This window comes from Streptomyces sp. JJ36 (assembly GCF_021696945.1).
Classification (GTDB): Bacteria; Actinomycetota; Actinomycetes; order Streptomycetales; family Streptomycetaceae; genus Streptomyces.
On the sequence record NZ_JACYHE010000010.1, the window covers coordinates 52,891 to 77,025 of the forward strand.

At 70.4% G+C, this 24,135-nt stretch carries 13 protein-coding genes; 6 read left to right on the forward strand and 7 right to left on the reverse strand.

All coding sequences use genetic code 11. The annotated features are described in order from the left end of the window. Window positions 1-118: 118 nt before the first annotated feature. On the forward strand, window positions 119-670 hold the full coding sequence (locus HOY81_RS06395; protein WP_237319125.1) for an FABP family protein: 552 nt from the start codon (window positions 119-121) through the stop codon (window positions 668-670). A 214-nt stretch (window positions 671-884) separates the two neighbouring features. Here the strand turns inward: HOY81_RS06395 and HOY81_RS06400 are convergent, their stop codons facing one another. Continuing rightward, window positions 885-1,559: a hypothetical protein gene (locus HOY81_RS06400; RefSeq protein ID WP_237319127.1), complete on the reverse strand. Its 675-nt coding sequence runs from the start codon at window positions 1,557-1,559 to the stop codon at window positions 885-887. A 274-nt stretch (window positions 1,560-1,833) separates the two neighbouring features. Between HOY81_RS06400 and HOY81_RS06405 the strand changes: the two genes are divergently transcribed. Then, window positions 1,834-2,349 (forward strand): putative immunity protein, encoded by a 516-nt coding sequence (locus HOY81_RS06405; protein ID WP_237319129.1) that lies wholly within the window; start codon window positions 1,834-1,836, stop codon window positions 2,347-2,349. A 169-nt stretch (window positions 2,350-2,518) separates the two neighbouring features. On the opposite strand, the gene HOY81_RS06410 is transcribed toward HOY81_RS06405, so the two are convergent. From HOY81_RS06410 to HOY81_RS06435, 6 genes are all read right to left on the reverse strand, one after another. Beyond that, window positions 2,519-4,687 carry a DEAD/DEAH box helicase gene (locus tag HOY81_RS06410; RefSeq protein WP_237319131.1) on the reverse strand — a complete coding sequence of 723 codons (2,169 nt, stop codon included), beginning with the start codon at window positions 4,685-4,687 and terminating at the stop codon, window positions 2,519-2,521. Beyond that, window positions 4,687-6,012, reverse strand: a complete 1,326-nt coding sequence (gene brxD, locus HOY81_RS06415; protein ID WP_237319133.1) for a BREX system ATP-binding protein BrxD — start codon at window positions 6,010-6,012, stop codon at window positions 4,687-4,689. Before brxD ends, HOY81_RS06410 begins: the two co-directional genes overlap by 1 nt. A 98-nt stretch (window positions 6,013-6,110) precedes the next feature. Then, the gene (gene pglZ / locus HOY81_RS06420; protein ID WP_237319135.1) at window positions 6,111-9,011 is read right to left on the reverse strand and encodes a BREX-2 system phosphatase PglZ; all 2,901 of its coding nucleotides are present in this window, start codon (window positions 9,009-9,011) and stop codon (window positions 6,111-6,113) included. Further along, complete coding sequence (locus HOY81_RS06425) at window positions 9,008-12,898, reverse strand: DUF6079 family protein (protein WP_237319137.1); 3,891 nt, start codon at window positions 12,896-12,898, stop codon at window positions 9,008-9,010. Before HOY81_RS06425 ends, pglZ begins: the two co-directional genes overlap by 4 nt. Window positions 12,899-13,005: 107 nt before the next feature. After that, window positions 13,006-14,898 carry a DUF2075 domain-containing protein gene (locus HOY81_RS06430; RefSeq protein ID WP_237319139.1) on the reverse strand — a complete coding sequence of 631 codons (1,893 nt, stop codon included), beginning with the start codon at window positions 14,896-14,898 and terminating at the stop codon, window positions 13,006-13,008. Between the two features lie 340 nt (window positions 14,899-15,238). Next, on the reverse strand, window positions 15,239-16,777 hold the full coding sequence (locus HOY81_RS06435) for a class I SAM-dependent DNA methyltransferase (protein ID WP_237319142.1): 1,539 nt from the start codon (window positions 16,775-16,777) through the stop codon (window positions 15,239-15,241). 109 nt (window positions 16,778-16,886) lie between these two features. Between HOY81_RS06435 and HOY81_RS06440 the strand changes: the two genes are divergently transcribed. The 4 genes from HOY81_RS06440 to HOY81_RS06455 are packed head-to-tail and all read left to right on the forward strand — an operon-like array spanning window position 16,887 to window position 23,820. Continuing rightward, complete coding sequence (locus HOY81_RS06440; protein ID WP_237319144.1) at window positions 16,887-17,201, forward strand: trypco2 family protein; 315 nt, start codon at window positions 16,887-16,889, stop codon at window positions 17,199-17,201. Between the two features lies 1 nt (window position 17,202). Next, entirely contained in the window at window positions 17,203-19,356 is a 2,154-nt protein-coding gene (locus tag HOY81_RS06445; RefSeq protein WP_237319146.1) for a trypsin-like peptidase domain-containing protein, read from the forward strand. Further along, window positions 19,353-20,363, forward strand: a complete 1,011-nt coding sequence (locus tag HOY81_RS06450; protein WP_237319148.1) for a MoxR family ATPase — start codon at window positions 19,353-19,355, stop codon at window positions 20,361-20,363. Before HOY81_RS06445 ends, HOY81_RS06450 begins: the two co-directional genes overlap by 4 nt. A 4-nt stretch (window positions 20,364-20,367) precedes the next feature. Beyond that, a complete protein-coding gene (locus HOY81_RS06455; RefSeq protein WP_237319150.1) occupies window positions 20,368-23,820 on the forward strand; it encodes an SAV_2336 N-terminal domain-related protein in 3,453 nt (1,150 codons plus the stop codon). Window positions 23,821-24,135 lie beyond the last annotated feature (315 nt).

Here is a 24,135-nt window from a genome sequence, read left to right on the forward strand (position 1 = left end):
GATCAGCGGCAGGCGCCGCAGGTAGGATGCCTGCCCCGTCGCGCGTCACCGTTCGTGCCCGGGCGGACGCTCCGGAGCTCCCGCCGGGGCGCAGGTGCCGAACCAGGAGGACAGCCCCATGGCCGACCCCGCACAGGGTCACTCTCCGTACCAGGACGCCCGGCACCCGGGTGAGGAGCCGCCACCGCATGCACTGCTCGCGCCGGTGACGGGGCTGCTCGGAACCTGGGTCGGCCGGGGGAGCGGCGGGTACCCCACGCTCGCCGAGGACTTCGTCTACGGGCAGCAGGTCACCTTCAGCCACGACGGCCGCCCCTTCCTCCACTACGAGGCACGTGCCTGGCTGCTCGACGCCGACGGCGCACCCTTGCGTCCCTCGGCCCGGGAGAGCGGCTGGTGGCGGCTGCAGCCCGAGGGGCGGGTGGAGGCGCTGATCACCCAGCCCACCGGGGTCGCCGAGCTCCTGACCGGCCGGGTGAGTGCCGGCGCGGTCGAACTCGCCAGCCACCAGGTGGCCCTGGCGCCCACCGCCAAGCAGGTCGACGCCACCCGTCGGCACTACACCCTGACCGACCGGGACACGCTCGACTTCCGGCACGACCTCCAGGCGGTGGGCCGGCCGTTGCAGCACCACCTCTCGGCACGGCTCCGGCGTGCCGCCGAAGGCTAGGCACGCAGAAGGCCGTTGCCCTGTGGTGAAGCGCCGTCCGCTCGTTGGTCCGGGCGGCGCGGGGACGCCCGGCCGTCCGTGTGGCTCAACGCGTTCGGGTCAGCGAGACCGCGGTGGTGATCAAGCGTTTGCGGCAGTACGGGCAGATGCCACTCGGTCGGCAAGCGCGGCTGTGTCCTCCGGGACTGCGGCAGCGGCACCCCTCGTCATCCGGCTACGAACGGGATCGCCCGGACACGTCCTGGACCGCGGCCGCGTCCGATGCGGCTTCCTCCACGAGGTAGACCGGCGGGTCGGAGAACTCGACTCCGTGTGCGAGAAGACGCTCCACCACCTGGCCGCTGAACATGCGGACAGGAGCGACGGGGTAGGTCTCACCGTCCACCTGGTACGTCTCTGCGACGGCTATGCCACGACGCTGCAGAAAGTCCAGGTTTCCGGGGGTGAGGACCCTTCTGCCGTCGTGCGCGATCATCCAGAGGCCGGTGGTTCCCTGGTCGAACTCCAGTGCTCCGGCAACGACGACGGGTTCGGGGAGGGTGGGTGCCGTCGCGAGCTCCCAGAGCCCGTCGGTCTGCCTTCGCAGCCACTCCGGACCCGTCGCGACGGGTGCCAGCAGATCGGTCAAGGCGTCGTTCGCCAGTACCGTCTCCTCGTCCTCGGAGTCCAGGAGGACGGGGCGTCCCTGCTGAAGCGGGGCGGCACCTTCGGGGACCAGGCAGAGTTCCGCTCCGTAGGACGTGGGGGAGTCCTCTTCGTCCGGGGAGAAGGTGTAGAGCAGGTCGGCCTGGAGCCCGCGGGCACGCAGCGCGGACAGCGCCGGCAGCAGGGCGGCCTGCGTGCCGGTCCACTGGCACGGGTCCCGGGGGACCGCCCCGTGGGCAGTCATCGTTTCGGCAACCTCTGGGCTGGGCGCCGTCAACACACTGTGCACGACCTGCATGGAGCATCATCCCCCGATCCGCGTGTCCGCCCAGCACGGTACAGGGGGTGCTCGGAGGTGAGCAGCACGGTGCGGACCCGGCGCACCGGGGCCCTCTGAACAAGGTCGGGCACGGCAACTCCCGGCCGGTTCGGGAACGTGGCACGCGCGGATTCGAGGACAATCGTTCGATCCCCTATGGTCGAGGATCTGCCAGACACCGGGCTGAGGAGTGCCGGCGATGATCCTCCCGAAGGTCCGGGACCCCCGCTTCGTGACGATCCGCCGCGGGGGGACCCTCACGGACGCGGATCACCATCTGCTCGCTCTGTGGGCGGCATCGTGCGCGGAGCACGTTCTCGGCCACTTCGAGTCGGCTCGGCCTGAGGACCCACGGCCGCGTCAGGCGATCGAGCATGCCCGCGCCTGGGCGCGTGGCGAGGTCAGGATGATGCAGGCCCGTGCCGCGGGCGGCCACGCCATGGGCGCGGCCCGGGACCTGCGCGGGGCGGCACGGCATGCCGCGTACGCCGCCGGCCAGGCCGGGGCCGTCGCACACGTCGCCGCGCACGAACTCGGTGCGGCCGCCTACGCGATCAAGGCCATACGCGCCGCTGCCCCGGAAGGGGAGGCCGAGGCGGCAGGGCGGAGCGAGTGCCGGTGGCAGCGCGACCAGCTCCCGGAGGCGATCCGCGAGCTGGTATTGGATGACCAGCGTTTGCGGAACGACATCTGCTGGTCGGTGTTCGACTGCTGAGCGCGCGCCGTGACCTCCTCCGGGGCAGGGATACTCGGAGGTGATGGTAGGCCCGGCCTGCGAACGAGAAGGGCGCGAGAGCGTGGGTGGCATCGGCCCGCGTAGGTGTGCCGCGGCTGCCGTCCCCGCACGCCCGCCACAGCTTCGACGTCTCGGGGCCGGTCCGCCGTCACATGGCCTGGCCGGAGGAGAAGTGCTTCGGTTCTGCCAGAACCGTCCGTGCGCCGTCGAAGTCGGCCAGCCGGGCCGCCACTGTGGCGACGGCCAGCCGTTCCGGGAGCGCTGCCGAGAACTTCAGCCCATGCACCGCACGACGGTCGACGTTCGGGAGGACGAGTGCCGGGGCTGCTTCGGCGGCCTGAACCGCGGTGCGCCACATAGGCTGGGTGAGGTCCTCCCGCAGTCGCACGTAGCAGTCCGTCGGACGCTGCACCGGGTCGGCTATGGACGAGAGAGTCGCGCCCAGTGTCGCGTTGGCCCGGTAGCCGGCCCACGTCCACCAGCGCACCTCGTTCCCCCGTCGGGCGATGACGGTCCCGCCCGGATGGACGATGTCCGGCCCGTCCGTCTCCCGTCGCTCCTGGAGGCAGACTTTCGCGCGCCGGGTGAGTGAGACGGGGGGTTCGGCGCCCAGGAGCACCTCTCGCATCGCACGTGTCAGCGCATACGAGAGCCCCGCGAGGGTGCCGCTCGACCACTTGGCCACGCCACCGCGGTCGACCGGCTCGACGAAGACCCGCTTGCGTTTCCAGTCGATGAAGGTGACCTGCCAACTGCGCCCGGACAGCAGCAGGCGCCGTGGACCCGGCCGTTCCTCGGTGAGTACCGAGGGGTCCATCCGGCCGATCTCGCTGCGTCCGGACAGGACGGTGAACTGCGGCGGTGCGGTGAAGGAGGCGGTCAGTTCCAAGAAATGCCGCCGGCCGAAACGGTGCTCGGCCTCCGGGCCGATGAACAGCATGCCCTGATCCGAGTCGAGGAAGCCTTCATTGGTCAGGTGACGCAACACCGGAGCGGCCGAGCGGTCGAACGGGGCCAGACCGTTCCACTGCTCGGGCCACACCGTGTCGCCCAGGCGGTGTTCCTGGAGCGTGGCGGCCAGCAGTTGTTGTGCGACGAGGTGGCGTGGCTCCGGTGGTGCGACGACCGGCTCCACCCATCCGCGGCCCCACAGCAGCAGCAAGCCCGCAGCCTGGAGCAGCGCGTCCTGGTGGGTGGCCAGGAACAGGCAGTTGCGCGTGGTGTCCGCCCGGCGTCCGGTCCGGCCGATGCGCTGCAGGAAGGCGGCGACGGTGCCCGGTGCGTCGATCTGGACGACACGGTCCAGGTCGCCGACGTCGATTCCGAGCTCGAGCGTGGAGGTGGCCACGATGACGCAGTCGCGTGCCTCCGCGAAGGCCTGCTCGGAGCGAGCCCGTTCATCGGCCGAGAGCGACGCGTGGGAAAGGAAGACCGTGACGCCGCGGGCGCTCAGCTCCGCGCCCAGTTCCTCCACCTGCCGCCGCGAATCGCAGAACACCAGTCGTTTCTCACCTCGGTGCAGAGCGGCGATGACCTTGGCCGCGTTGGCGAGGGAGCCCACGTGGTCGACCTCGACATCCCCCGGCGGGGGCCCCGCCGTCCCGGCTCCCGTGTCTCGGCCGGAAGATGTCGCAGAGGTGTCCGGGACACCCGGGGCGACGACCCGGCCCGGGCGACGGCCTGCGCCCGAGCCCTGGAGCCAGGTGAGCAACTGCTCCGGATTGCCCACGGTCGCGGACAGTCCGATCCGCTGAATGGGCCGCCCTGCGACCCGCTGAAGGCGCTCGAGTACGGCGAGCAAGTGCCACCCTCGGTCATCGCCGGCGAAGGCGTGCACCTCGTCGACGACGACGGCCCGGACCCCGCCCAGCAGGTGGGCGTGGTCCGTTTTCACCCCGATCAGCATGGCTTCCAGTGATTCCGGCGTCGTCAGCAGGATGTCGGGTCGTTCGGTGCGGATGTGCCGGCGCTGGGACTCCTTCGTGTCGCCGTGCCACAGCACTGCACGGCGGCCCAGCCACTGCGCGTACCCGTCGATGCGCGTCACCAGGTTGTTGAGCAGGGCTTTGAGCGGGCAGAGGTAGAGGACCGAGGTGCCCGCCCAGCCGTGCGCGGACATGGCCGAGAGGACCGGCAGACACGCGGCCTCGGTCTTGCCCCCGGCCGTGGGGGCCAGCAGCACGGTGTCCTCGCCGTCCAGCACCGGATCGATCGCCGCTCGCTGCAGTGGCCGCAGGTCGGACCAGCCGAGCGTGTTCACCACATGGTGCTGGATGACGGGATCGAGGCGGTCCACGGGGTTCACCGGCGGCGTCATCACAGCTCCAGCTCGACGTCATCGGCGGACGCCGATGCGGCGAGGTTCCGTTCGATGTCGTTGAGCTCGGTATGCGCCACCGTCAGCCGGTAGTGCTGTCGCGGGTCGAAGTCTGGGAACTGGTCGATACGGTCCAGGACGTCGCCCACCAGCTTCTTCAGGAACAGCCGCGGCGCCACGCCGGCCTTCCCGCCGAGCGCTCCGCCCACCGCTCGGGCGAGGTCGGCGATGTACGTGTCGTCTGCCAGGGAACGGATCCGGTCGTCCGCGTCGGCCCCGGAAGCGTAGAGGTCACGGATCGTCGTACCGAGCTCCGCCAGAGATTCCTGCGTGAACCCCGTCAGCCGCAGTTGCACGGCGCGCGGGTTGTCGAAGCGTGGATCGGTGGTGAAGTCCGTGGCGAGGCGCTGGGCGAGGGGCGCGAGGCGCTGGACCCCCTGCCGGCCCTCGTAGAACGCAGGTGTTCCGGTGATGACGAGGTAGAGGCCGGGGAACCGGCCGGAGTGGACCTCGTCGATCAGTTGCCGCAGCGCGTTGAGCGCCTTGTCACGGGCGTCCGACCGGACTCTCTGTAGAGTCTCCACCTCGTCCAGCACGACGAAGAGCCCACGGTGACCGGAGTCCCGCAGGACGGTCAGCAACCCTTGCAGGAAGCCCAGGGCGCCGAAGTGGTCGAGGTCGCCGCGCACGCCCGCGGAGCGCCGGGCGGCGGAAGCGACATGAGGCTGGCCGCCGAGCCAGGCGAGGACGGCAGCCGCCGTGGCCTCGTCTCCGTCGCCGAGCGCGGTGCGGTAGCCGCGCAGCGCCGTCGCGAAGGACGGGGCATGTCGCGACACCTCGGTCAGCCGGCTGGTCAGCAGGCGTTCCACTGCTCCGTCCAGTTCGGCCTCGTCCGTGCCGGCGGCGAGAGAGTCCTCCTCCAGAGCATAGAACCACGCGTCCACCACGGGCCGCAGCGCGCTCGGCGGGAAGCTCGTCGTGGTCAGTCGCTCCGTGAGCCGGCGGTACACGGTCTCCAGCTTGTGCAGCGGGGTCTCCGTCTCGGAGATCTGGATCTCGGAGACGGCGAAGTTTCGCTGCTTGGCGCGCTCGGCGAGCCAGCGGGTGAAGAACGTCTTGCCGGATCCGTACTCGCCTCGTACGGCCTTGAAGACGGAGCCGCCGGAGGCGACCGCGTCGAGTTCCGCGTCGAGCGCGGACTCGAAGCGGTCCAGCCCGGTCGCGAGCAGATCCAGACCGCTCTCGGGGACGGCGCCGCGCCGGAGGGCGTCGATGGCGGTGCGCCGCCGGACTGCGGAGACGGCGGAGGAACGAGGGTCGGTCATCCGCTGATTTTCCCATCCGTGAGGAACCGGTTGCGCCCCGCTCGCTTTCCGGTAGCCGGCGTATCGGGCCCCGGGCGTGGCGCGACACTGCGGCGTGCTCAGCCCAGACCGAACTGGGCCCGCAGCAAGGGGAGATCCAAACGCACCGTACGGCCGTCCGGGAGCGTTTCGAGCACCTGCACACCGTCGTAGTTGAGCAGCTGGCGCAGGATCGCGGCGAAGCCGTCCGCCCGGGTGGCCGGGTACGAGACGCGTTGCGCCAGGGCGGTGACCGGCAGGGTACCGCCGGCGTCCAGCAGCGCCCGGATCGCCTGTTCCACCTTCTCCATCGGCGGCTTCCGGGCGAGCAGGCCGATCTGGCCCTGGAAGACCTCCGACGCGAAGAGAGCCGTCACCAGGGCGTCCTGGGGATCCACCACCTCCGGTGTGACGAGGGCGCCCGCGTCCTCCGGGGCGGGAACCAGGGACACGTCGAACAGCGAGTCGTGGGTGCGCGCGAACTCCTCCTGCGACTTCTTCGGCCGCCGGCGGTCCGGTCGCTTCAGCGACGGAGCCGGTTCGAGCGCAGGTGCGGAGCCCGTCTCCTGCGGCCGCTCGCCGAGAAGCCACCAGAGGGGTCGCTGGTCTCCCAGCTCCCGCCATCCGGGAGGGGGAGCGGCCCCGAAGGGGAGGAAGGCCAGCACCGGGATGCTGAACTCTGCCAGTGAGGCCCCGCCGTGGTAACCGGCCTTCCGGGCCGTGTACCGGGAGTCGGCGTCCCACAACGCCACGATGGAGCCACCCGGCTCCGGTGCGACCACCCGGGGTCCGCGCAGCTCGACCTCCGCGGGGCCGACCTCGCCGCCCGGGGGCCGGTGGCGCGCGGACGACGGCGAGTCGGCCGCGGCCTTCTCGCCGTGCCGGTCCACCACGTGCCCGTGGTCACTGGTGATCACGACGGCCATGCCCTGTGCGGCGGCAGCCCGCAACAGGTCCAGGAGCGCCGGGATGTGCTCAGCCCTCCAGGTGCCGTCGCCCAGCTTCTGCTCCTTGGCGAGCCGGTCGTCGACGGCGTTGAGGACGACGGCCACATGGGTACGGCCGTCCGCCAGCGCCTCGGTCAGCGCGGGCCCGAAGGTCTCTCCGGCACTCTCGGCACGCAGGTCGTCCTTGTGGAACACGGCGGCCGGCGCCCCGCCCCACAGCGGAAGCCCGGCGAACAGCCTGCTCTCGTCCTGCTGCGACCCCTGTAGGAGTCTCCCCGCGAACAGCGAGGTGCGGGAGACGGCGGTGACCGTCGGGAGCGCCGCGGCCATGGCGCGCCGCCGCGGAGCGCCCTCGGCGACCGGGTCGAACTCGGCCCAGGAGGCCCGCAGCTCCTCGCCCAGTTCGGTGGCGATGGCCGCGCTCATCCCGTCCACGACCAGCAGCAGGACACGCCGTTCCGTGCCGGACCGGACGACCGGCTTCACCACCCGCTCCAGGAACGTCTCCACCGTGAGCATCGTTCCGGGGTCCGTTCCCGCCGCGGTCCAGATCGCCAGGGAGCGGGCGAAGGAGCGGTCGATCTCGTGGCGCCGCTCCCGCACCGCCGCGGTCAGCCGGTCGTACGCCGCCCGCAGCGCCGGGTCGGGGTCGCCGCCGGCCTCGATGTGCTCCAGGGCGCGGTCGACCCATCCGGTCTCCGTCAGATGCCGGGAGAGAGCGTCGGCGACGGTGGGCGCCTCGGACGCCGGCTCCCCGGACAGCCACTGGACGAGTCGCTGGGCCATGCGGGTCCGTTCGATGCGCGCACGCACCTCCGGGGCACCGGCCCGGAGGTGGTCGCTCAGGGCGTGCACCGCCGGGACGAGCCGGTCCTGCTCACCTGCGGCGAGTGCGTTCCCCACGGCGCGGAACCGGGCGTCCAGGCCGGCCGGAAGGAGAGGGCTGCTCCGGGTGGCCGCCTCGGCACCGAACTGCCGGGCCAGCACGGACGCCCGTTCCAGCACCGTGTCGCTGGTGCGACGCGCCTCCCGTACGTCCTCCGGGCCGGTGCCGCCGGCCCCGTCCACCACGGCGAGCAGCCCGCCGACGTACTCCTCCGCGGCCCGGCCGAAGGCGGTGGCCAGCGCGTCGAACTGCTCGCCCTCCGCCGGAGGGCGTTCCCCGAACCAGCGCTCGGCCCGGCCGCGGGCCGTGTAGGTGGCCGCGTCCGGCTCCGCATGGCACCACAGGGCTGCGCAGACCAGGCCGAAGGCCACCGCGTCCGGGCCGTGTTCGGCATGGACCAGGGCGACCAGGGCACGCCCGGCGAGTCCGCCCTGGTCCTCCTCACCGAGGAACTCCGCCAGCCCGGACCGCTCCGGGCCGCGCAGCTCCAGCAGCCGTTGCGGCCCTCCCGGAGCGAGTGACCAGCCCAGCAGCGTGTGGATGTCGAGGCTGCCGCCGGTCGGTGCCGTGTGCTCGGCGGAGGCCGTCCCCTCCGCGTACCGGCCCAGTCTCAGCCGGCGCAGAGCGAGGGCGGACAGTGCGGTGCGCCGCGACAGCATGCCCCCGGCCAGGCGCGGCCAGCCCCCCGGGGGCGCCGCGTCGAGCAGCGCCTCGGCGGCCCAGTTGTCCTCCTTGAGCCGCCGGTCGACCTGGTGGGCGCCGAACGCCTCCCGTACCACGTCCCAGCGGTCCACCGCGTCGATGCGCTGTTTGTGCGCTCGGGCCAGGATCGCCGGGTCGAGTTCGTTCTGCTCGCGGTCGGTCAGGACCACGAGCACGGCCGGGCCGGTCGCCTCCTCCGCGAGGTGGTCCAGCACCAGTTCGTGGACGGCCAGCGGAGAGGCCGCCGCCGCGATGCGTGCCGTGTTCCCGTCGTCCCAGAACGGTTCGTCCGGGCCGTCCCACTGCGGTGCGGAGCGCAGCAGCACGGCGCGCCGCCTGCCCCGGCCGACGAGGGAGTCGGCGAGCGAGCTCTGACCGGACAGGTACTGGGTGAGCGTCGCGAGGTTCAGCCGTACCGCGACGCTGTTGCTCGTCACCGTGCTCATGCCTCGACGACCCGCCAGCTGATCTCCACCGTGGCGCCGGGCTCGCGCTCCGCCAGCGCGGCGATCTCCGCCTGGAGCTCGGCCGCCGCACGCGCCGCGATGGTCCGCCCGCCGCCGTGGCGCCGTACCGGACCGGTCCCCGACCCCGCCCCGGCGCTCCGCTGCTCGGGAACCGGCGGGTGACTGCTCGCCGTGTCGAGCGACACGTCTCCCGAGCGGGGAGCCGGCGGCGGAGGGGTGGGCGGCGGAGTGACCGCCGCGCGGTTCCGCTTCACCAGGGCCAGCACCTCGCGCTGGGTGCGGGCCAGTGCCTCCTTCAGGTCGTTGGTCCGCTGGTCGCTGCGGGCGGCGTTGCGGAGTGACTCCAGCAGCGCTTCGCCTTCGGGACCTTCGGAGGAGGCCAGTTCCAGTGTCGTCCAGGACGCCGAGTCCAGAGCCTGCGCCACCGCACGCGCCTGCTTCACCGAGGTCCCGAAGCGGTCCGCTCCGACTTCGCCGAAGTCGAAGGAGGCCAGCGTCTCGACGGTCCTCCTGGCTCCGGCGGCGCCCTGACCGGCCGGGCGGTTGAGTGCCTGCAGCAGTTCCACGGCCCGGCGCGCGACGGTCAGACGGCCCGTCTCCGCGGTCTCGTCGAGCTGCAGGAAGGGGGCGTGCCGTTCGAGCTGGACGACCAGTTCCCGGGCCGCATCCTGATGCGTGCCCGCCTGCAGGGTGATCTGCCGGGCGAGCTGGTTCACCATGCGCCCGCGACGCAGGGTCGGCGCCGGCTCGCCGAACAACGTCGTGAACCGCTGCCGTGCGGTTGACCAGTCCTCCTCCGAGGGCAGCGGCTGGCTGCGCAGGGCGTCGTGGTCCTTGATCTCGTGGAGCGCGGGAGCAGGGTCGAGCGGGGTCCCGGCGCGCACCCACACCCGGTCGTCCATCTCCGCGAACGAGGCGACGACGAGGCGGGCGAGGAAGCCGGGCAGACCGCGCGGAGCCGGCCGGTCCGTCCAGTCGGACAGCGTGATCAGGCTGAGGTCGCCCGTCACCCCCTGCTCGCGTGCGAGCTTGCGGAAGTGGTCCGGCCAGTAGTCCGACACCTCGAAGTACGCTTCCTTCTGCCGGCCGAGCCGCAGCGGGCCGGCCACCCGCCGCATCAGGTCCCGGTCGGCGGCGGGCACTTCGGCACGCCCGTCGCGGGCCTCGGCGGCGGCGCGTACGTGGGTGAACACCTTGCGCGCGTCGGCTGGTTTGACGGCGGTCCCGCGGTGGTCCGGGTCGAAGTCCGGGTGGTCCGGGTACTGGCCGGCGAGCAGCCGGCCGGTGAGGTGCCGAATCCCGTCGCGCAGGGACTGGCCGAAGGACAGGGTCAGTCCCTCGACCTCGCGCAGCGAGGCCAGATGGTCGACGAAGCCGAGCTCCACGTCGGCGGCCTTCTTGTCGGCGAGACCGTACGCCTGCTTGAAGGCGGCCTTGACGTTCTTGGTGAGGGATTCGAGCTGGGTCTCCAGCAGGCCCTTCGCGCGGGCCCGGTTGTCGGGGCTCAGGTGGCCCGCGTACTGGGCGTCGAACCGCTGGTCGTCGGCGAGCGCCTTGTCGATGACGACGAGGCGGCGGAAGTCGGCGTAGCGCTGGCTGGAGAGGTGGGCGGGGAGCCAGGCGAGGGTCCGTGAGGGCTCGCCCTGCCGTTCACGGAGCCGCCGCATCCGGTTCGCGTCCTCGACCGGGCCGTATTCGCTCTCGTCGAAGGGCAGGTCGATCACCACGCGCCAGAGCCCGTCCTGCTGCGGCATGAGGTCGTGGTCCGGCAGCTCGTCCTCGTCGGCCACGTTTCCGAAGACGATCTCCACGCGGCGCTCGGTCCCCCGCCACACGAAGTGCAGCTCGTCGATCAGCTGCCCCTGCGTGACGCCGAGCTCGTCGACGAGGAGGCGCCGGGCCAGCGCCTGGCGGTTGCCCGGGTTGTCGTTGACGTTGGCGTTGGCGATGACCGAGTCCACGTCCACGCCGGAGAGCTCGAGCCGGACGCCGGGGTTCGCCTCGGTGCCGGTCTCCTTGATCTCGGGGAAGCGGCCCGCCCACTCGGCCACCTTGTTCTTCAGGATGCCGTACTCCCGACCGGGTATCGGGGCGACGACGGAGCCGTAGTTGAGCGCGGACAACCGGCGGATGGTCAGGTCGGAGAGGGCCGGGACGCTCGGGGCTAGGGCGGAGAGCAGCAGGGTGCCGATGATCCGGTTGTCGCCGGTGAACTGCCGCAGCCGGGTGCGCAGCGCTTGGTCGGTGACGCTCCCGGGGCGGTGTGCGTACTGCTCGACGACCTCCTCCGACACGTTGTGCGTCAGCAGCAGATACGGCCGCAGCTTGGTCCGGTAGAGCTTGTCGGCGGCCTCGAAGACCACCTTCAGCCGGTCCGTGAAGGGCTTGTCCCCGCCCGCGGTGATCAGCGGATAGAGGTCGCCCACCGGGATCAGGTCGCCCAGCCGCAGCTCTTCGCGGTGGTCCGCGAGTAACTGGCCCATGAGCTTCATGCCCGTGCGGTTGCGCTGGAGCGCCGAGGAGACGTGCACGAGCGTGTCCATGAACGCCGGCGAGAACGGGTACGTCAGCCGGAAGCTCTCCTCGTCCGCGCCGACGCCGTCCGCGCCCCGGTCGGACCCCAGAAGGGTGTCCCACACCTCCTGGCGCACCTTGCGGGTCTTCTCGAACTCCGCGGTGACGAGGGCGGCGGCCTCCGCGTCCTTCGGCTTCAGCAGCCGGGCGTGGGCGACCTGGGGGAGGTTCCGGTCCTCCAGCGTGATCTTGTCGAACCGTCCCGAGGCCAGGTTGAGCGTGTCCTGGATGGACGCCTCCGCCGCCCCGGACACCTCCTCGCCGACCAGCTCGCGCAGGTCGCGCTGGCGGGCGATGAAGGAGATGACCGGGACGGCGCGGCGGGAGTCGCCGCTCTCCACGAAGTTGGTGATCTTGCTCGCTTCCCGGGCCACGAACTTCTGGTCGTGGATGAGGGTGGCGAGCCAGAGGATCAGCTCGTCCATGAAGAGGATCAGCCCGTCGTAGCCGAGCTCCCTGGCGTGCTCGGCGATCACGGACAGCCCGGCGTCGAGCGAGACGAAGCCGTGCTCGTCCTCCGCGGCGTTCTTCGCGAAGCCCGGAAGCAGGTGCGTGCTCGCGTCCTGGACGAGTCGCGCCCGCAGCTCTGCGGGGGCGGACGGGCTGACGAGGTTCAGCGCCTGGCCGGCTTCGTGGACCTCCTCGGCGGCCAGGGCGGTGTCGAGCAGTTCCGGCGTCCAGCCGAACGCCTCACCCCACTCGTCCTCCTCGTCCGCCGCGCCGTCCTCGGCCGCGGTCAGGCCTGCGATGATGTTCTTGTCGCCCATGCGGATCCGCATCGCCCGGATGCTGTCGAAGAGGGCGTCCGTCCGGTACACCTGCGGTGTGGGGGCGTCCGGATGCAGCTTTCTGACGTGGCTGACGTAGCCGCCGAGGACGCGCTGCTCCAGGGCCTTCGCCCCGAGCATGTGGTACGGCACCAGCAGGAAGCGCTTCCCCTCCGTGCCGAGCCACTCGTGCCGGGTGAGCACCGGGTCCAGGTCCGTCCGCGCCCGGGCGGCCGGGCTGCCGCTGAGGAGGGCGTGCAGCACCGCCATGAAGTGCGACTTACCGGAACCGAAGGACCCGTGCAGATAGGCCGCCTTGGAGGTGTGCCCGTCCAGCGCGGCCCGGATCAGGTTCAGCGCCTCGTCGAAGTTCTCCAGCAGCCGCTCCGTGACCACATAGTCCCGCAACGCGCGCTCGGCGCCCTCGGGCGTCGTCGCATCGGAGAGCTGCAGGACGAAGTCCGAGGTGGAGATGGACTCCTTGATGTCGATGACATCGCGGAGCAGGGGCGGCTGATGGGCCATGGGCGATCACGCTCTCCGACGGCGGTGTGCACGGGCTCGTCCGATCGTATGATCTCGGTCTGCCTGCTGATGCCCGTTTCCCGCAGGCGGTACCGGACGCCCCGGAACTACGCCGACGCGGGCACCCCGGAGCCGGACTCCACGCCGATCAGCGACCGCAGCTTCTCCTGCGTCTCCGCGTCCGTGGAGTAGACGATCGTGCCGACCATGCCGCGGGTGAGCAGCACCTTGTAGGTGTTGCGGACGAGCCGGTCCACGTCGGCGTCCGGTGTCGCCCTGGTGAAGGAGGGGTCCTCGGACGCGGCCCGGTCCACGACCCAGCGGTCTGTGCGCCACACCAGGTCGGGCCCGAGGATCACGCCCGACCAGTCGTACTCGAAGCCCTGCGCGGTGTACACGCAGCCGACCTGGCCGAAGCCGGCCGGGTCGGTGGCCCACAGGGGCGCGGGCGGCGCTCCGAGCACGGAACGGTCTCCGTAGAGGTTCCACGGCCGTGCCCAGTCGCCGATGACGACGTCGGCGGGGAGCGTTGCCATGTCCGGGGTGATCTTCTTCGTCCATCGCCAGCAGTAGCCGGCCGACATCCGCGCGCGGTAGTCCTCCTCCCGCCGTGCGGCGAGGAAGTCCTCCATCTCCTGTGGACTCCCGGCGACCGCCAGGTGCACCTTGCCGTCGGGCTCCCACGGGACCGGGCCGTCGCCCTCCAGACCCAGCAGCGCCGTGACCCACTGCACGTACGCGTCGCTTCCCCCGCAGCGGAACTGGTCGTCCAGCTCGACCACGGTGCAGTCGACGCCGTGCGCGGCGGCCGCCGCCTCGATCTGCTCGCGGGTGCCCATCTCGCCGGGCCGCACCACCTGGTACTGGTCGAGCAGGAACACCGGAACCCGGGCGGCGTCGATCAGCTCGGACACCTGGGGACGGCCGGTGCGCAGCTCGGCCTTCGTCCACCGGTTGGCGGAGGTCTTGCGGAGGCGGTGGGCCTCGTCGCAGATGAGCACGTCGAGATCGTTCGGTTCGGCGTCCATGAAGCTGTTGAAGTACTTGAAGAGCTGCTGCACCTCCCGCTTCCGGGCACCGGCGACCTTGCGAATCGTCTTCGTGAACGACTGGGATCCCGTCGCGTGCAGCGCGGTCACCCCGCGCCGGTACAACTCCCCGAGCAGCGACAGCGCGATGACGCTCTTGCCGGAACCGGGGCCGCCCGTCACCACCACGATCTGCTTGCGGTTGGCCCGCTTGGCCTTGCGCACAGCGGACAGCACCAACTCGTACGCGAGACGCTGCTCCGCGACGAGCGTGAACTGCTCGCGGTCGCGAACCTCCGCCGCCGCGACGGCCATCAGCTGCTTCGACGGCCGCACCTTGCCCTGCAGCAGCCTGTCGGCGGCCTCCGCGCCGGGCCTCGGGGCCAGCCGGGAGCGCAGGAAGTCGAGGAACGCGCCGCGCTGGTCCCCGGTGTACATCCGGCCGTACGCGTCCTCCGGCACCTCCCGCAGCCCGGACACCAGGAACTCCGTCGCGTTGTGCAGGAACGCCACCCCGGCCAGCGACCGGGGCATGCGTTCCAGAGCGCCGTTGAACGACAGCAGGTACTCGCAGTAGCCCCGGACCTGCTCGATCGGGTTGAGCACCGGGCGCGGGTAGGCGTCGAGCCGGCAGAGCAGCGGGTCGTCCTCCTCGGGCTGGGCGGCGCTCCACTGCTTGAGTTCCACGACGACGTACGACGGCTCACCGGTCGACGGATGCACACCCGCGAGTACCGCGTCGGCCCGCTTGCTGGTGAGCGGAAGGCTGTACTCGAGGAGGACCTCGACGTCGTCGAGGCCGGCCTCGATCAGCGCGTGGACGAGCGCCGGGAGGCTGCGTGCCCAGGACCGCTCCTCCGCGGCGCCGGGCCGGCGGCCGTGCTGGTGCACGAAGCTCTCGGACAGATGCAGCGCCAGCGACCCTTCGAGGAGGCGGGCGGCCACGAACTTCGCCGACTCACGGAACAGCAACGGAGAATGCCCCCAGGCAGCACGAAGTGGACTCGTGCGGGTGGGGGCATGTCCTGGTGCGCCCGCGGGCGCACCTCAGGAAGCCCGTCGGGCCGCTGAGATGTTTCCGCCATCCTAGGACAGCCCGTTGATCACGGGCAGGGGATCGAGAGGGTCACAACCGCTGATGGTCGTGCTGCAGCCGTGGTTCCTGCTCGCTGCTATCTCGGAGTGGGACTGGGCATATCCCCCGACCACCCAGTTGGAAGGCGCAGCGCGACCACATGCAGCGAAACGACCCATGGCTTGCTCAACGACCCGAGCGCCGGACATCGTGCCCAGGACGCGCGTTGCCGGTTTCTCAGTCGAAGATCGCATACAGGTCCTTCATCAGGGACGCAGGTCTCAGGCTTACCGGTGGTTCCTGTGGGACCTGCGGGAGGGAGCCGACGTAGCGCCCCGGAGTGAGCAAGTAGTCCTGCTCGCGAACCGTCGCGCTGTCTGCCGAGAAACAGAAGCCGGGCTCGTCCTCGTAGGTGAGCTGAGCGCCACGTGCCGAGGCAGTGCCCCGCCACGCATGGTAGGTACCGGCGATCTTCGAGATGTCGTCCCCGGTGAGCACGCGCTCCGTGCGATCCACCAGCCGGCCCGCATCGCGGGCATCGACGAACAGGATCTGGCCTCGGCGGTCGGCAAGGTGCTTCGACCCCTGCCCGGACTTGTCCTTGGCCAACAGCCACAGGCACGCCGGTATCGACGTCGTACGGAACAACTGGGACGGCAGCGCGACCATGCAGGCGAGCTGGTCAGCTTCCACCAAGGCCCGCCGGATCTCACCATCGGGGCGCGCGCGGGAGCTCATCGAGCCGTTGGCGAGGACGACTCCGGCCGTCCCTCGGGGGGCCAGTTTCCAGAGCGCGTGCTGGAGCCACGCGTAGTTGGCGTTGGCCGCGGGTGGGACCCCGTGGCGCCAGCGGTCATCGTTCTCGTCCCTCGGCCAGGCACTCATGTTGAAGGGCGGGTGGGTCATCACGAAATCGGCCGCGAGACCTGGGTGCTGGTCGTTGCTGAAGACGTCTGCCGGGTGATCCCCCAGGTTGCCGTCGATACCGTGGATTGCGAGGTTCATCCGGGCCAGGCGCAGGGTGCGCTCGTTGACGTCCTGGCCATGGACGAGGAGGTCGGCGGCATGGTCCCGGCCCAGGTTTCGCTCGACGAACCTGGTTGCGGCGACGAGCAGGCTGCCCGAGCCACACGCGGAGTCGTACAGGCGGCCTTCGTATGGCTCCAGTGTCTCCACGATCAGCTGAGCCAGGGAATGCGGGGTGTGGAACTCGCCGCCGCGTTTGCCCTCCGCCCTCGCGAAGTACTCGAGAAAGTGTTCGAACCTTTCGCTCCACACCTCCGGCGCCGGCCTGCCCTCCGTGGAGGTGAAGCGCCTGTCGCTCATGAACTGAATCAGTTCTACCAAGCGCCCATGATCGACTTGGTCGCGGCTGAATACGACGGGAAGGGCACCGGCCAGGCGTGGGTTCTCCCACGTGATCGTCTTCATTGCGTCGTCGAGGACGTCGCCTGCGTTGCGGCTGCTCACGTTCGCCCTGATCGTGGACCAGCGGGCCTCTCTCGGGATCCAGAAGACGCCGTGGCCGGTGTACTCGTCGCGACTTTCCAGACGGGCGTCACCTTCCTCTTCGGGGACGCCGTCCGCGGCCAGTTCCTCCGCGAGCTCGGCGCGGCGCTGGTCGAACGCTTCGGAGAGGTACCTGACGAAGAGCAGCCCGAGAACGAACTCCTTGTATGCGGCGACGTCGACCGAGCCGCGGAGCTTCTCTGTGGCCCTCCACAGAGCATCGTGGATCTCTGCCTGCCCAGTGGCTCCCACTTTTTGCACTGGCACGGCTGCCGCCTCCCCTGTACCGCCGATGCACCCTGACTCGGGTCCAAGATGCCCTCGTAGGTTGTAACGTACCGGTGACCCACTGTTCTTACACCGGGGGCGGGCAAAGGTGTCGACGATCGGGCTGGCTGCGGCCATCGAGGAGCTGCGGCGGGAGTTGTACGAGGCGCAGGCGTGCGGCGCCGATCAGCAGTTCGCGTTCAGCGTCGAGGAGGCCGAGCTCGAGCTTCAGCTCGAGTTACGCAACTCCGTCAAGGGAGACGGCAAGCTCTCCTTCGGTGTTGTCAGCGTCGGCGGGGGCGGCGACCATTCCTCGGTCCGTACCCACAAGCTGACGCTGAGGCTTGCCGTCAGGGACCGTGCCGCAGGCGGTGCCGGCCCCGAGATCGGGGACGACGAAGCCGGGTCGTGGGACGAGGAGTGACATGGATCCGGGCAGACTGGCGCTGATCCGCAGCGGAACCGACGAGGCACCCCAGCGCCTTGGCTCCGGCTATCTGATCGCTCCGCGACTGGTCCTGACCGCCAGGCATGTGCTGGTCGACGCTACGGGGAACCTCTGGCCTGCTGTCCACGTGCGCATCGGCCACCACTGCGGCGGTGAGATGACTTATGTGCGAGCGGAGGTGATGTGGCACCCGGATGAACTCGATGTCGCACTTCTCCGCATCGACCGTGAGGTCCACCTACCCGGCGCCGTTCGCTGGGGCTCCCCTGCTGGTACCGCCCCGCTGCGGTACCAAGGGCTCGGCTATCCCCTGGCCGCCAAGGGCGAGACCCGGGCCCCGGAGCACCTGCGCGGTGAACTGCCTCCCTTGTCGGGCAGCCACAACAGCTATGTCCTCGACCAGGGCCCAGCGCCCACTGCCCGAACGGACGACAAGAACGCCTGGGGCGGAGCCTCTGGGGCCGCGATCTTCTGTGACGACCGTCTGGTGGGCGTCGTGACCGAGGAGGTGCACTCCTACGGAGCCCGTCGGCTGATAGCTCTGCCGGCGCGGTGCTTCACCGACGACGGAACTTTCGTGTCCCTCCTGGCGAAGTACGGCGGCGGGCCTCCTCGAATGAGCACCGTCGGTGCGTCGCCGCCGAGGGCGAAGCCGTTCGCCGAACGGACCAGCGCCGAGTGTGAACTCGAGCAGCTCCTGGCCCCGTTGTTCGCCGACCCGGCCTTCCGTGTCGGCCATGCGCGGGATCTCGCCCGGGATCTGGGCTACGGCACCGACGGCTACGAGCCCACCGTCGCTGACCTTGCTGCTCTCGTGATGGCGCACTCTCGCGGGCTCGCGTCGCTCGGTGAGGCCGGGGTCCGGCGCGTCGAGGGGACCGCCGTCCGAGCTGCGTGGACCCACCTGTTCGGGCGCTCCCGTCTCCTCGGCGCGTCCCTGCTCTCCTTGAACGAGCACGAAGCCTTGATCGCTTTGCTGCGCCGGGTCTGCAAGCAGCGGCCGGAGGTCATGCCGTGGGCGGCTCGTGAGGCTCTGCGCTACGTCGTCCTGCCCGAGACGCTTTCCGGTGCGCAGTTCGAGGAACAAGATCTCATCGGCGTGGTCGAGGCGCTGGAGGAGCTGTCCGATGCGGAGAGCATCTCCGGGGGCACCACGCCGGTTCCCGTGCTGTTGCGGCTCGTCGAGTACGTTGCAGCGGCCATGGATGACGCCGCGCTCGGTGATGAGCTGCGCTCCTGGTCGTCGGCGACCGCTGAGCGGTTGGGTGTTCAATCCGGCGCTCTGGGCGAGCGACGTGCGGACGCCGCCCGGTGGAGGCAACGTCTGATCTCCCCCGTGGCACGGGTGGTGATGGAAGTGCAACGTGATGCGGCAGCGGCCGAGGAACGCTATCGGTGCAGGATCCTACTCGCCCGCGGCGATGGCTCGCGCAGCGTGCTCAAGGATGTGGAGTCGGCGTCGAAGACCCCCCGCGAGGCGGCGCGATGCCTGAACGACGCGGTCTCCACAGCCTGTCAGGAGCCCGGCCAGGGCGACCAGGTGCCGTGGGTGACCGTCGTGGTCGACCGCGCGGGACTCGATCTGGCTGTCGACGAGTGGGAGCCGGAGGCTGACGACTTCCTGCCCGCATGGCCGATCGGAGCGCAGTACCGGGTTTCCCTCAGCTGCCCGGAACTCACGGATCAGAGGCCGGACCGTGAAAGCGACCAGCAACGCCGCTGGAAGCGCGGCCGCTCGGTGACGCTCGCTACCGGCAGCGCGTGCGCCGGCAAGCGGCAGCTGATGCACCTGCTGCAAACCGACCATCGCGACACCGCGCAGATCGTCCTCCACGGCCCCGCCACCCAGCGCAAGTCCTGGCTCGTGGTCTGTCTGGCCCTGGGCGTTCCCGTGGTGCTCTGGGATCGCGACGCCGACGGCTACGAGGACGCCGAAAGACTGCGAAGCCTCGCTCCCGGCGGGCCGCCGGAAACGCTCCCTGAGCGGGTCCGGCATTTCCGGAGTCACTCCGCTGCGCACCCGGATCAGCGCCGGGCACGGCCTTCGCTCGTCTGGGAGCCGGAAGGCCGTCACCCGCAAAGCGAGTCGCTTCACCTGAGGGACCCCAGGAGAGGAACACACGCGTCATGACAACCCCAGAGCATCTGCCCGGCAGCAGCGCCGGTGATCTGCCCCCTGCCGTTAGCAGCGATGACTGGCGGTTGTTCCGCGGGGACGGCGAGCGCGTCGAGGTCCCCTTTCCTGCCGCCCCTCCGTGGCGTCGGTTCGACGAGAGGCGGTCATCGACCGTAGCCAAGGACTCCGACCCCCGGCCCTACCTCATCGGCCCGAACGAGGCCGACATCGTCAACGCGGCGCTCCATCTGCGCCGCCCCCTCCTGGTCACCGGTCAGCCCGGTACGGGGAAGTCCTCGCTGGCGCACGCCGTGGCCCACGAACTCGCGCTCGGTCGTGTCCTGCAGTGGCCGGTGAACAGCCGCTCGACCCTGCAGGACGCCCTGTACCAGTACGACGCCGTCGGCCGGCTCCGCGAGGCCACGTTACGCCGGGACGCGGACGGCACGGAGCCGGACATCGGCCAGTACATTCGGCTCGGGCCGCTCGGCAACGCTCTCGTGCCACGGGAGCGCCCCCGCGTGCTGCTCATCGACGAGCTGGACAAGGGTGACGTCGACCTGCCCAACGATCTGCTGACCGTCTTCGAGGAGGGTGAGTTCGCCATCCCCGAACTCACTCGGCTTCCCGAGAACCATGCGCCGGTTCACGTCCAGACCGATGATCCGGACGACCCCGCCCCTGTGACACGCGGCCGCTTGTGCTGCAGGGAGTTCCCGGTCGTGGTCATCACCAGCAACGGCGAGCGGGATTTCCCGCCCGCATTCCTCAGACGCTGTGTGCGCCTCGACCTCCCCGAACCCGACGAGCGACGTCTGAGGGAGATCGTCGCCGCACACCTCGGCCCCGAGGCGCTGACCGACGTCGACGACCTGCTGGGGGAGTTCCTCGGCCGCCGCGCTGCCGGAGAACTCGCCACCGACCAGCTGCTCAACGCGGTCTACCTTCGCAACGGCGGCGCCGATCTCGATGCGGGCTCCCTGCTCCAGGCGGTTCTGCATCAGCTCGGCGGAGCAGTGTGACGTCGTGATCGCTCACATGGCGAAAGTGCTGGCCGACAGTGGGGTGGAGCTCTCCCGGGACGAACTCCTCGATGTCCTGTGGCTCGCGGTGACCCTGCCAGAGGACGCCAAGCCACTGGCACGCGCTGCCGGCGTGTCCGCGGTGTCGCCGGAGCGGCCCGACACGTCGGAGCACGACGGGGCTTCGTCGCCGCCCGAGGCCTCGAAGTCCTCCGGCACGGTAAGCGAGAAGATGGGCGCCGAGAACACGGAGACCGGTTCGGCGCACCCGCTCCTGGCCGCCGGGCAGAAGCCCTCGGACCAGACTGCGCGGACCGACGCCGACGCGACGTCATCCCCGGCGATCGGCGTCCGCACACCGGACTCCCGCTTGGCCGGTGCCGGGCAGCTGCGCCTCGGCAAGAGTCTCCGCCCGCTGCGGCAGCGTTTCCCCGACCGGATCGGTCACGAGCTCGACGTCACGCGGACCGTCGCCGCCATTGCCGACACAGGCGTGCCCGAGACCGTGACGCGCCCGGTGAGGAGCCGCTGGCTGTCGCTCGCTCTCGTTGTCGACGACGGGGTGTCCATGGTTCTGTGGCAGCGCCTCGCCAGCGAGGTCCGCAAGGTCATGGAACGCGCCGGAGCCTTCCGCGACGTGCGCGTCTACGGTCTGGACACACGTGGGTTCGCGCCGGGCCTGCGGACCGGCCCGTTCCGGCACCGCGGACACCTTCAGTCACCGAAGACCCTGTGCGATCCGGCGGGGAACACGCTCGTGCTCGTCGTGAGCGACGGTGTGGGAGCTGCGTGGCGGGACGGCGGGATGCGGCGGGTGATGGACCTCTGGGCCCGATGCGGCCCCACAGCGGTCGTCCAGGCCCTGCCGACCCGGCTCTGGGGGAGCACCGGGCTCGGCGCACGGCAGTGGCAGGTCACCACGCACCGCCGCGGCGGCCCCACCCATGCCTGGCACGTCACCGATCCGGACCTGCCGCCGAACCTCGTGAGCTTCGACTCCGTAGCCGTCCCGATCCTGGAACCGACCCCCGCGGCCGTCGCCGACTGGGCGCAGCTCATCGCCTCACCCGGCGCAACCGCCCTTCTGCCTCTGTGGGACGACAGCCGGCCCGGCGCCGAACCGTCCATCGCCGATACCGACCGGAGCAACGCTGCCGAAGCGGTGATGCGCTTCAGGGAGGCCGCGTCCCCGGAGGCATACCGGCTCGCCGCCCACGTGGCCGCCGTATCGCCTGTGACGCCACCGGTCATGCGCCTGGTGCAGGCCGCTCTCCCGCTTCCCACCGACCCCGGGCATCTCATGGAAGTGTTCCTGGGGGGCCTGATGCACGAAGTCGATGTCGACCAGCGCGGCAGGCTGCCGCATCACAGGCGATTCGACTTCTCCGGCGATGCCCGCCGCATTCTGCTTAGTGCCGTCTCACCGAAGGAACTGCTGCGCACCGCCGAGGCCGTCACGCGACGCATCGAGGCCGCCGTCGGTCGTGCCCCGACCTTTCCGGCGTGGGTCGGCCACCCGGACGGCGCTGCCGTGATCGAGGACAGCCAGCTCTCCTTCGGATGGCTCCGCGATCAGCTGCTGGAGCGGCTGGGCATCCCGTCCGCGGATGCCCAGCCGGCGGTGCCCGTAGCGGTCGGCCGCCACGCGTCCGGGGGCGCGACCGAGGATCCTGCAGGAACCGGGACCGTCGGCAGCGGAGGATCCGACCCGTCCAGCGAACCGTACATGTCAGCCGACGACGACGTGCGTGCGGCGCTGGGGGCCGGCTGGGTGGGGCTCGAGCCGGGGGAACCGGCGCGAATCGGCCGGTTCCGGCTTCTGGCGCGTTGCGTCAGGGGCTGGTCGCACTTGGCGATGTACCTGGGCCGGGACGAGGACGGTGCCGTTGTCGCCATCCGGGTGCCCACACCCCTGCACATCAGGAATCCGACGGCCGCGCTGGACCTCGTCCGCAGGGAAGCCGAGTGTCTGCTGCGGATGCGGGGCGCCCACGCGCCCGCCCTGGTCGACGTGCAATCGCACACTGCCGAGGAGCTCCCCTGGATTGCGGCGACGTGCGTCCATCGTCGTGAGGGCGATCCGTCGTCGGCTCCCGCCCCCACACTGCGAGGCGTCCTGCACGAGCATGGGAGAGACGTTCCGGGGGAGCTCTTCCTGCGGATCGGCCTCGGCCTCTCCGAGGCACTCGCCCGTGCCCACAGTCTCGGTATCGTGCACGGCTCGCTCGCGCCTCGGACCGTGCTCGTGTCCGACAGTGACGTTCGGCTGGTCGGCTGGGCGACGGCGACCCTCGACGGCGTCGACAGCGACCATCGAGAGGTCCTGCCTGTGGGCGAGGCCTATGTCGAAGCGCGCGATGGTGGACCCTCGCTCACGCCCGAGAGCGACGTGTATGCCGCCGGGGCGGTGCTTCTCGCCCTTCTTGCGGGACAATGGAAGGATCCGAAGGCCGGGCACCGCGACCAGAGTCCCTCGACCACGTCCAGGATCGATCCTGCGCTCCTGCGGATCCTCTGGCGTTGTCTGGAGCACGAGCCCACCCGTAGGCCGTCTGCCGCCTTCGTGGCTGAGGCGTTCGCCGCCGCAGCTGGAGGTCCGGCAACGGCGATGGCGAACCAGGCGTTGCTCGCCCGCACGGCCGAGGAGATCCGCCACCGGCGATCGCTCGCCCGCCAGGACATGAGAACCCACGGCCAACGACTCGCTCGCCTCCTCCGTAAGCATTCGAATCAACTGGCTCTCGTGGGGCAGCGGGAGGAGTCGGTCACCACAGCGCAGGAAGGTGTGGAGGTGTGCCGGGAACTGGTGGCAGTAGAGGGCCGGTCTCGCTTCGGCGACCTGGGTGCCGCTCTCAGTAACCTGTCCGTGAGGTTGTCCGAAGTCGGCCGGAGGGAGGAGAGCCTCGATGCCGTGTCCGAAGCGAAAACGCTGTACCGGGACTTGGCTCAGGACGACTTCGACACTTTCGGCTCGGGCCACGCAAGGATTCTCAACAACCAGTCCATCCATCTGGCGGAAGCGGGGAGAGGAGAGCAGGCGCTTCAGGCCGTCCAGAAGGCTGTGGAGATCGACCGCAGACGGACCGCTCAAGGGGACCGTGCAAGTGCGGGTGATCTGGCGAGAAGCTTGGCGAATCTGGGCAGTCGACTGGTCGACCTCGGACGTGAGCAAGAGGCGTTCGCAGCCGTGGCCGAAGCGATTGACATCTATCGTGACCTGCACACGGACCACGCACACCAGGTCTCGCGGGACTACGCCGTCAGCCTCAACAATCACGCCGTCCTGCTGGGAAACCAGGGACGCTATCGCGAAGCTCTGAGCACGGTCGAGGAGAGCGTTGCGGTTCAGCGTCGGTACGGACGCGATCTCGCGCACGGTCTCACCGAGACCAGTGAGCAGTCAGAGCGCATCGAGAGCTGGCTCAAGGATCGCCGCACGCGAGCCCCTGGGACGTAGCGGACGATCCCTTCTCCTGAGCCTTCCTCACTGGATCTCCGAACGGACCGGGGCAGGCCGAATATGAGTGTGGGTCGCTTCTTCGTGCTGACCTGAATCACCCTGCAGTCCACGACTCGGTGCAATGCACAGTAACCGGGGTATTCGTACAGAGACGATCTGTCAGGTGTCGGACCGTGGCGAAGACGGTTGCCTGTGGGAATTCTCGCGTGCAGAGGCGAGCAACAGCCGGTGAGTGGGAGAACGGACCAACTCGACAGAGCCGCCCTGGGGTGGCCGACAGGCATTCCGGCCGCACGCGAACGAGCGTCACCG

What these genes read in the sequence shown, in the direction of transcription:
- HOY81_RS06395 (WP_237319125.1), top strand. Translation starts at nt 119, where the DNA reads ATGGCCGACCCCGCACAGGGTCACTCTCCGTACCAGGACGCCCGGCAC.
- HOY81_RS06405 (WP_237319129.1), top strand. Translation starts at nt 1,834, where the DNA reads ATGATCCTCCCGAAGGTCCGGGACCCCCGCTTCGTGACGATCCGCCGC.
- brxD (WP_237319133.1), bottom strand. Translation starts at nt 6,012, where the DNA reads ATGACCGACCCTCGTTCCTCCGCCGTCTCCGCAGTCCGGCGGCGCACC.
- pglZ (WP_237319135.1), bottom strand. Translation starts at nt 9,011, where the DNA reads ATGAGCACGGTGACGAGCAACAGCGTCGCGGTACGGCTGAACCTCGCG.
- HOY81_RS06410 (WP_237319131.1), bottom strand. Translation starts at nt 4,687, where the DNA reads ATGACGCCGCCGGTGAACCCCGTGGACCGCCTCGATCCCGTCATCCAG.
- HOY81_RS06425 (WP_237319137.1), bottom strand. Translation starts at nt 12,898, where the DNA reads ATGGCCCATCAGCCGCCCCTGCTCCGCGATGTCATCGACATCAAGGAG.
- HOY81_RS06445 (WP_237319146.1), top strand. Translation starts at nt 17,203, where the DNA reads ATGGATCCGGGCAGACTGGCGCTGATCCGCAGCGGAACCGACGAGGCA.
- HOY81_RS06400 (WP_237319127.1), bottom strand. Translation starts at nt 1,559, where the DNA reads ATGACTGCCCACGGGGCGGTCCCCCGGGACCCGTGCCAGTGGACCGGC.
- HOY81_RS06450 (WP_237319148.1), top strand. Translation starts at nt 19,353, where the DNA reads ATGACAACCCCAGAGCATCTGCCCGGCAGCAGCGCCGGTGATCTGCCC.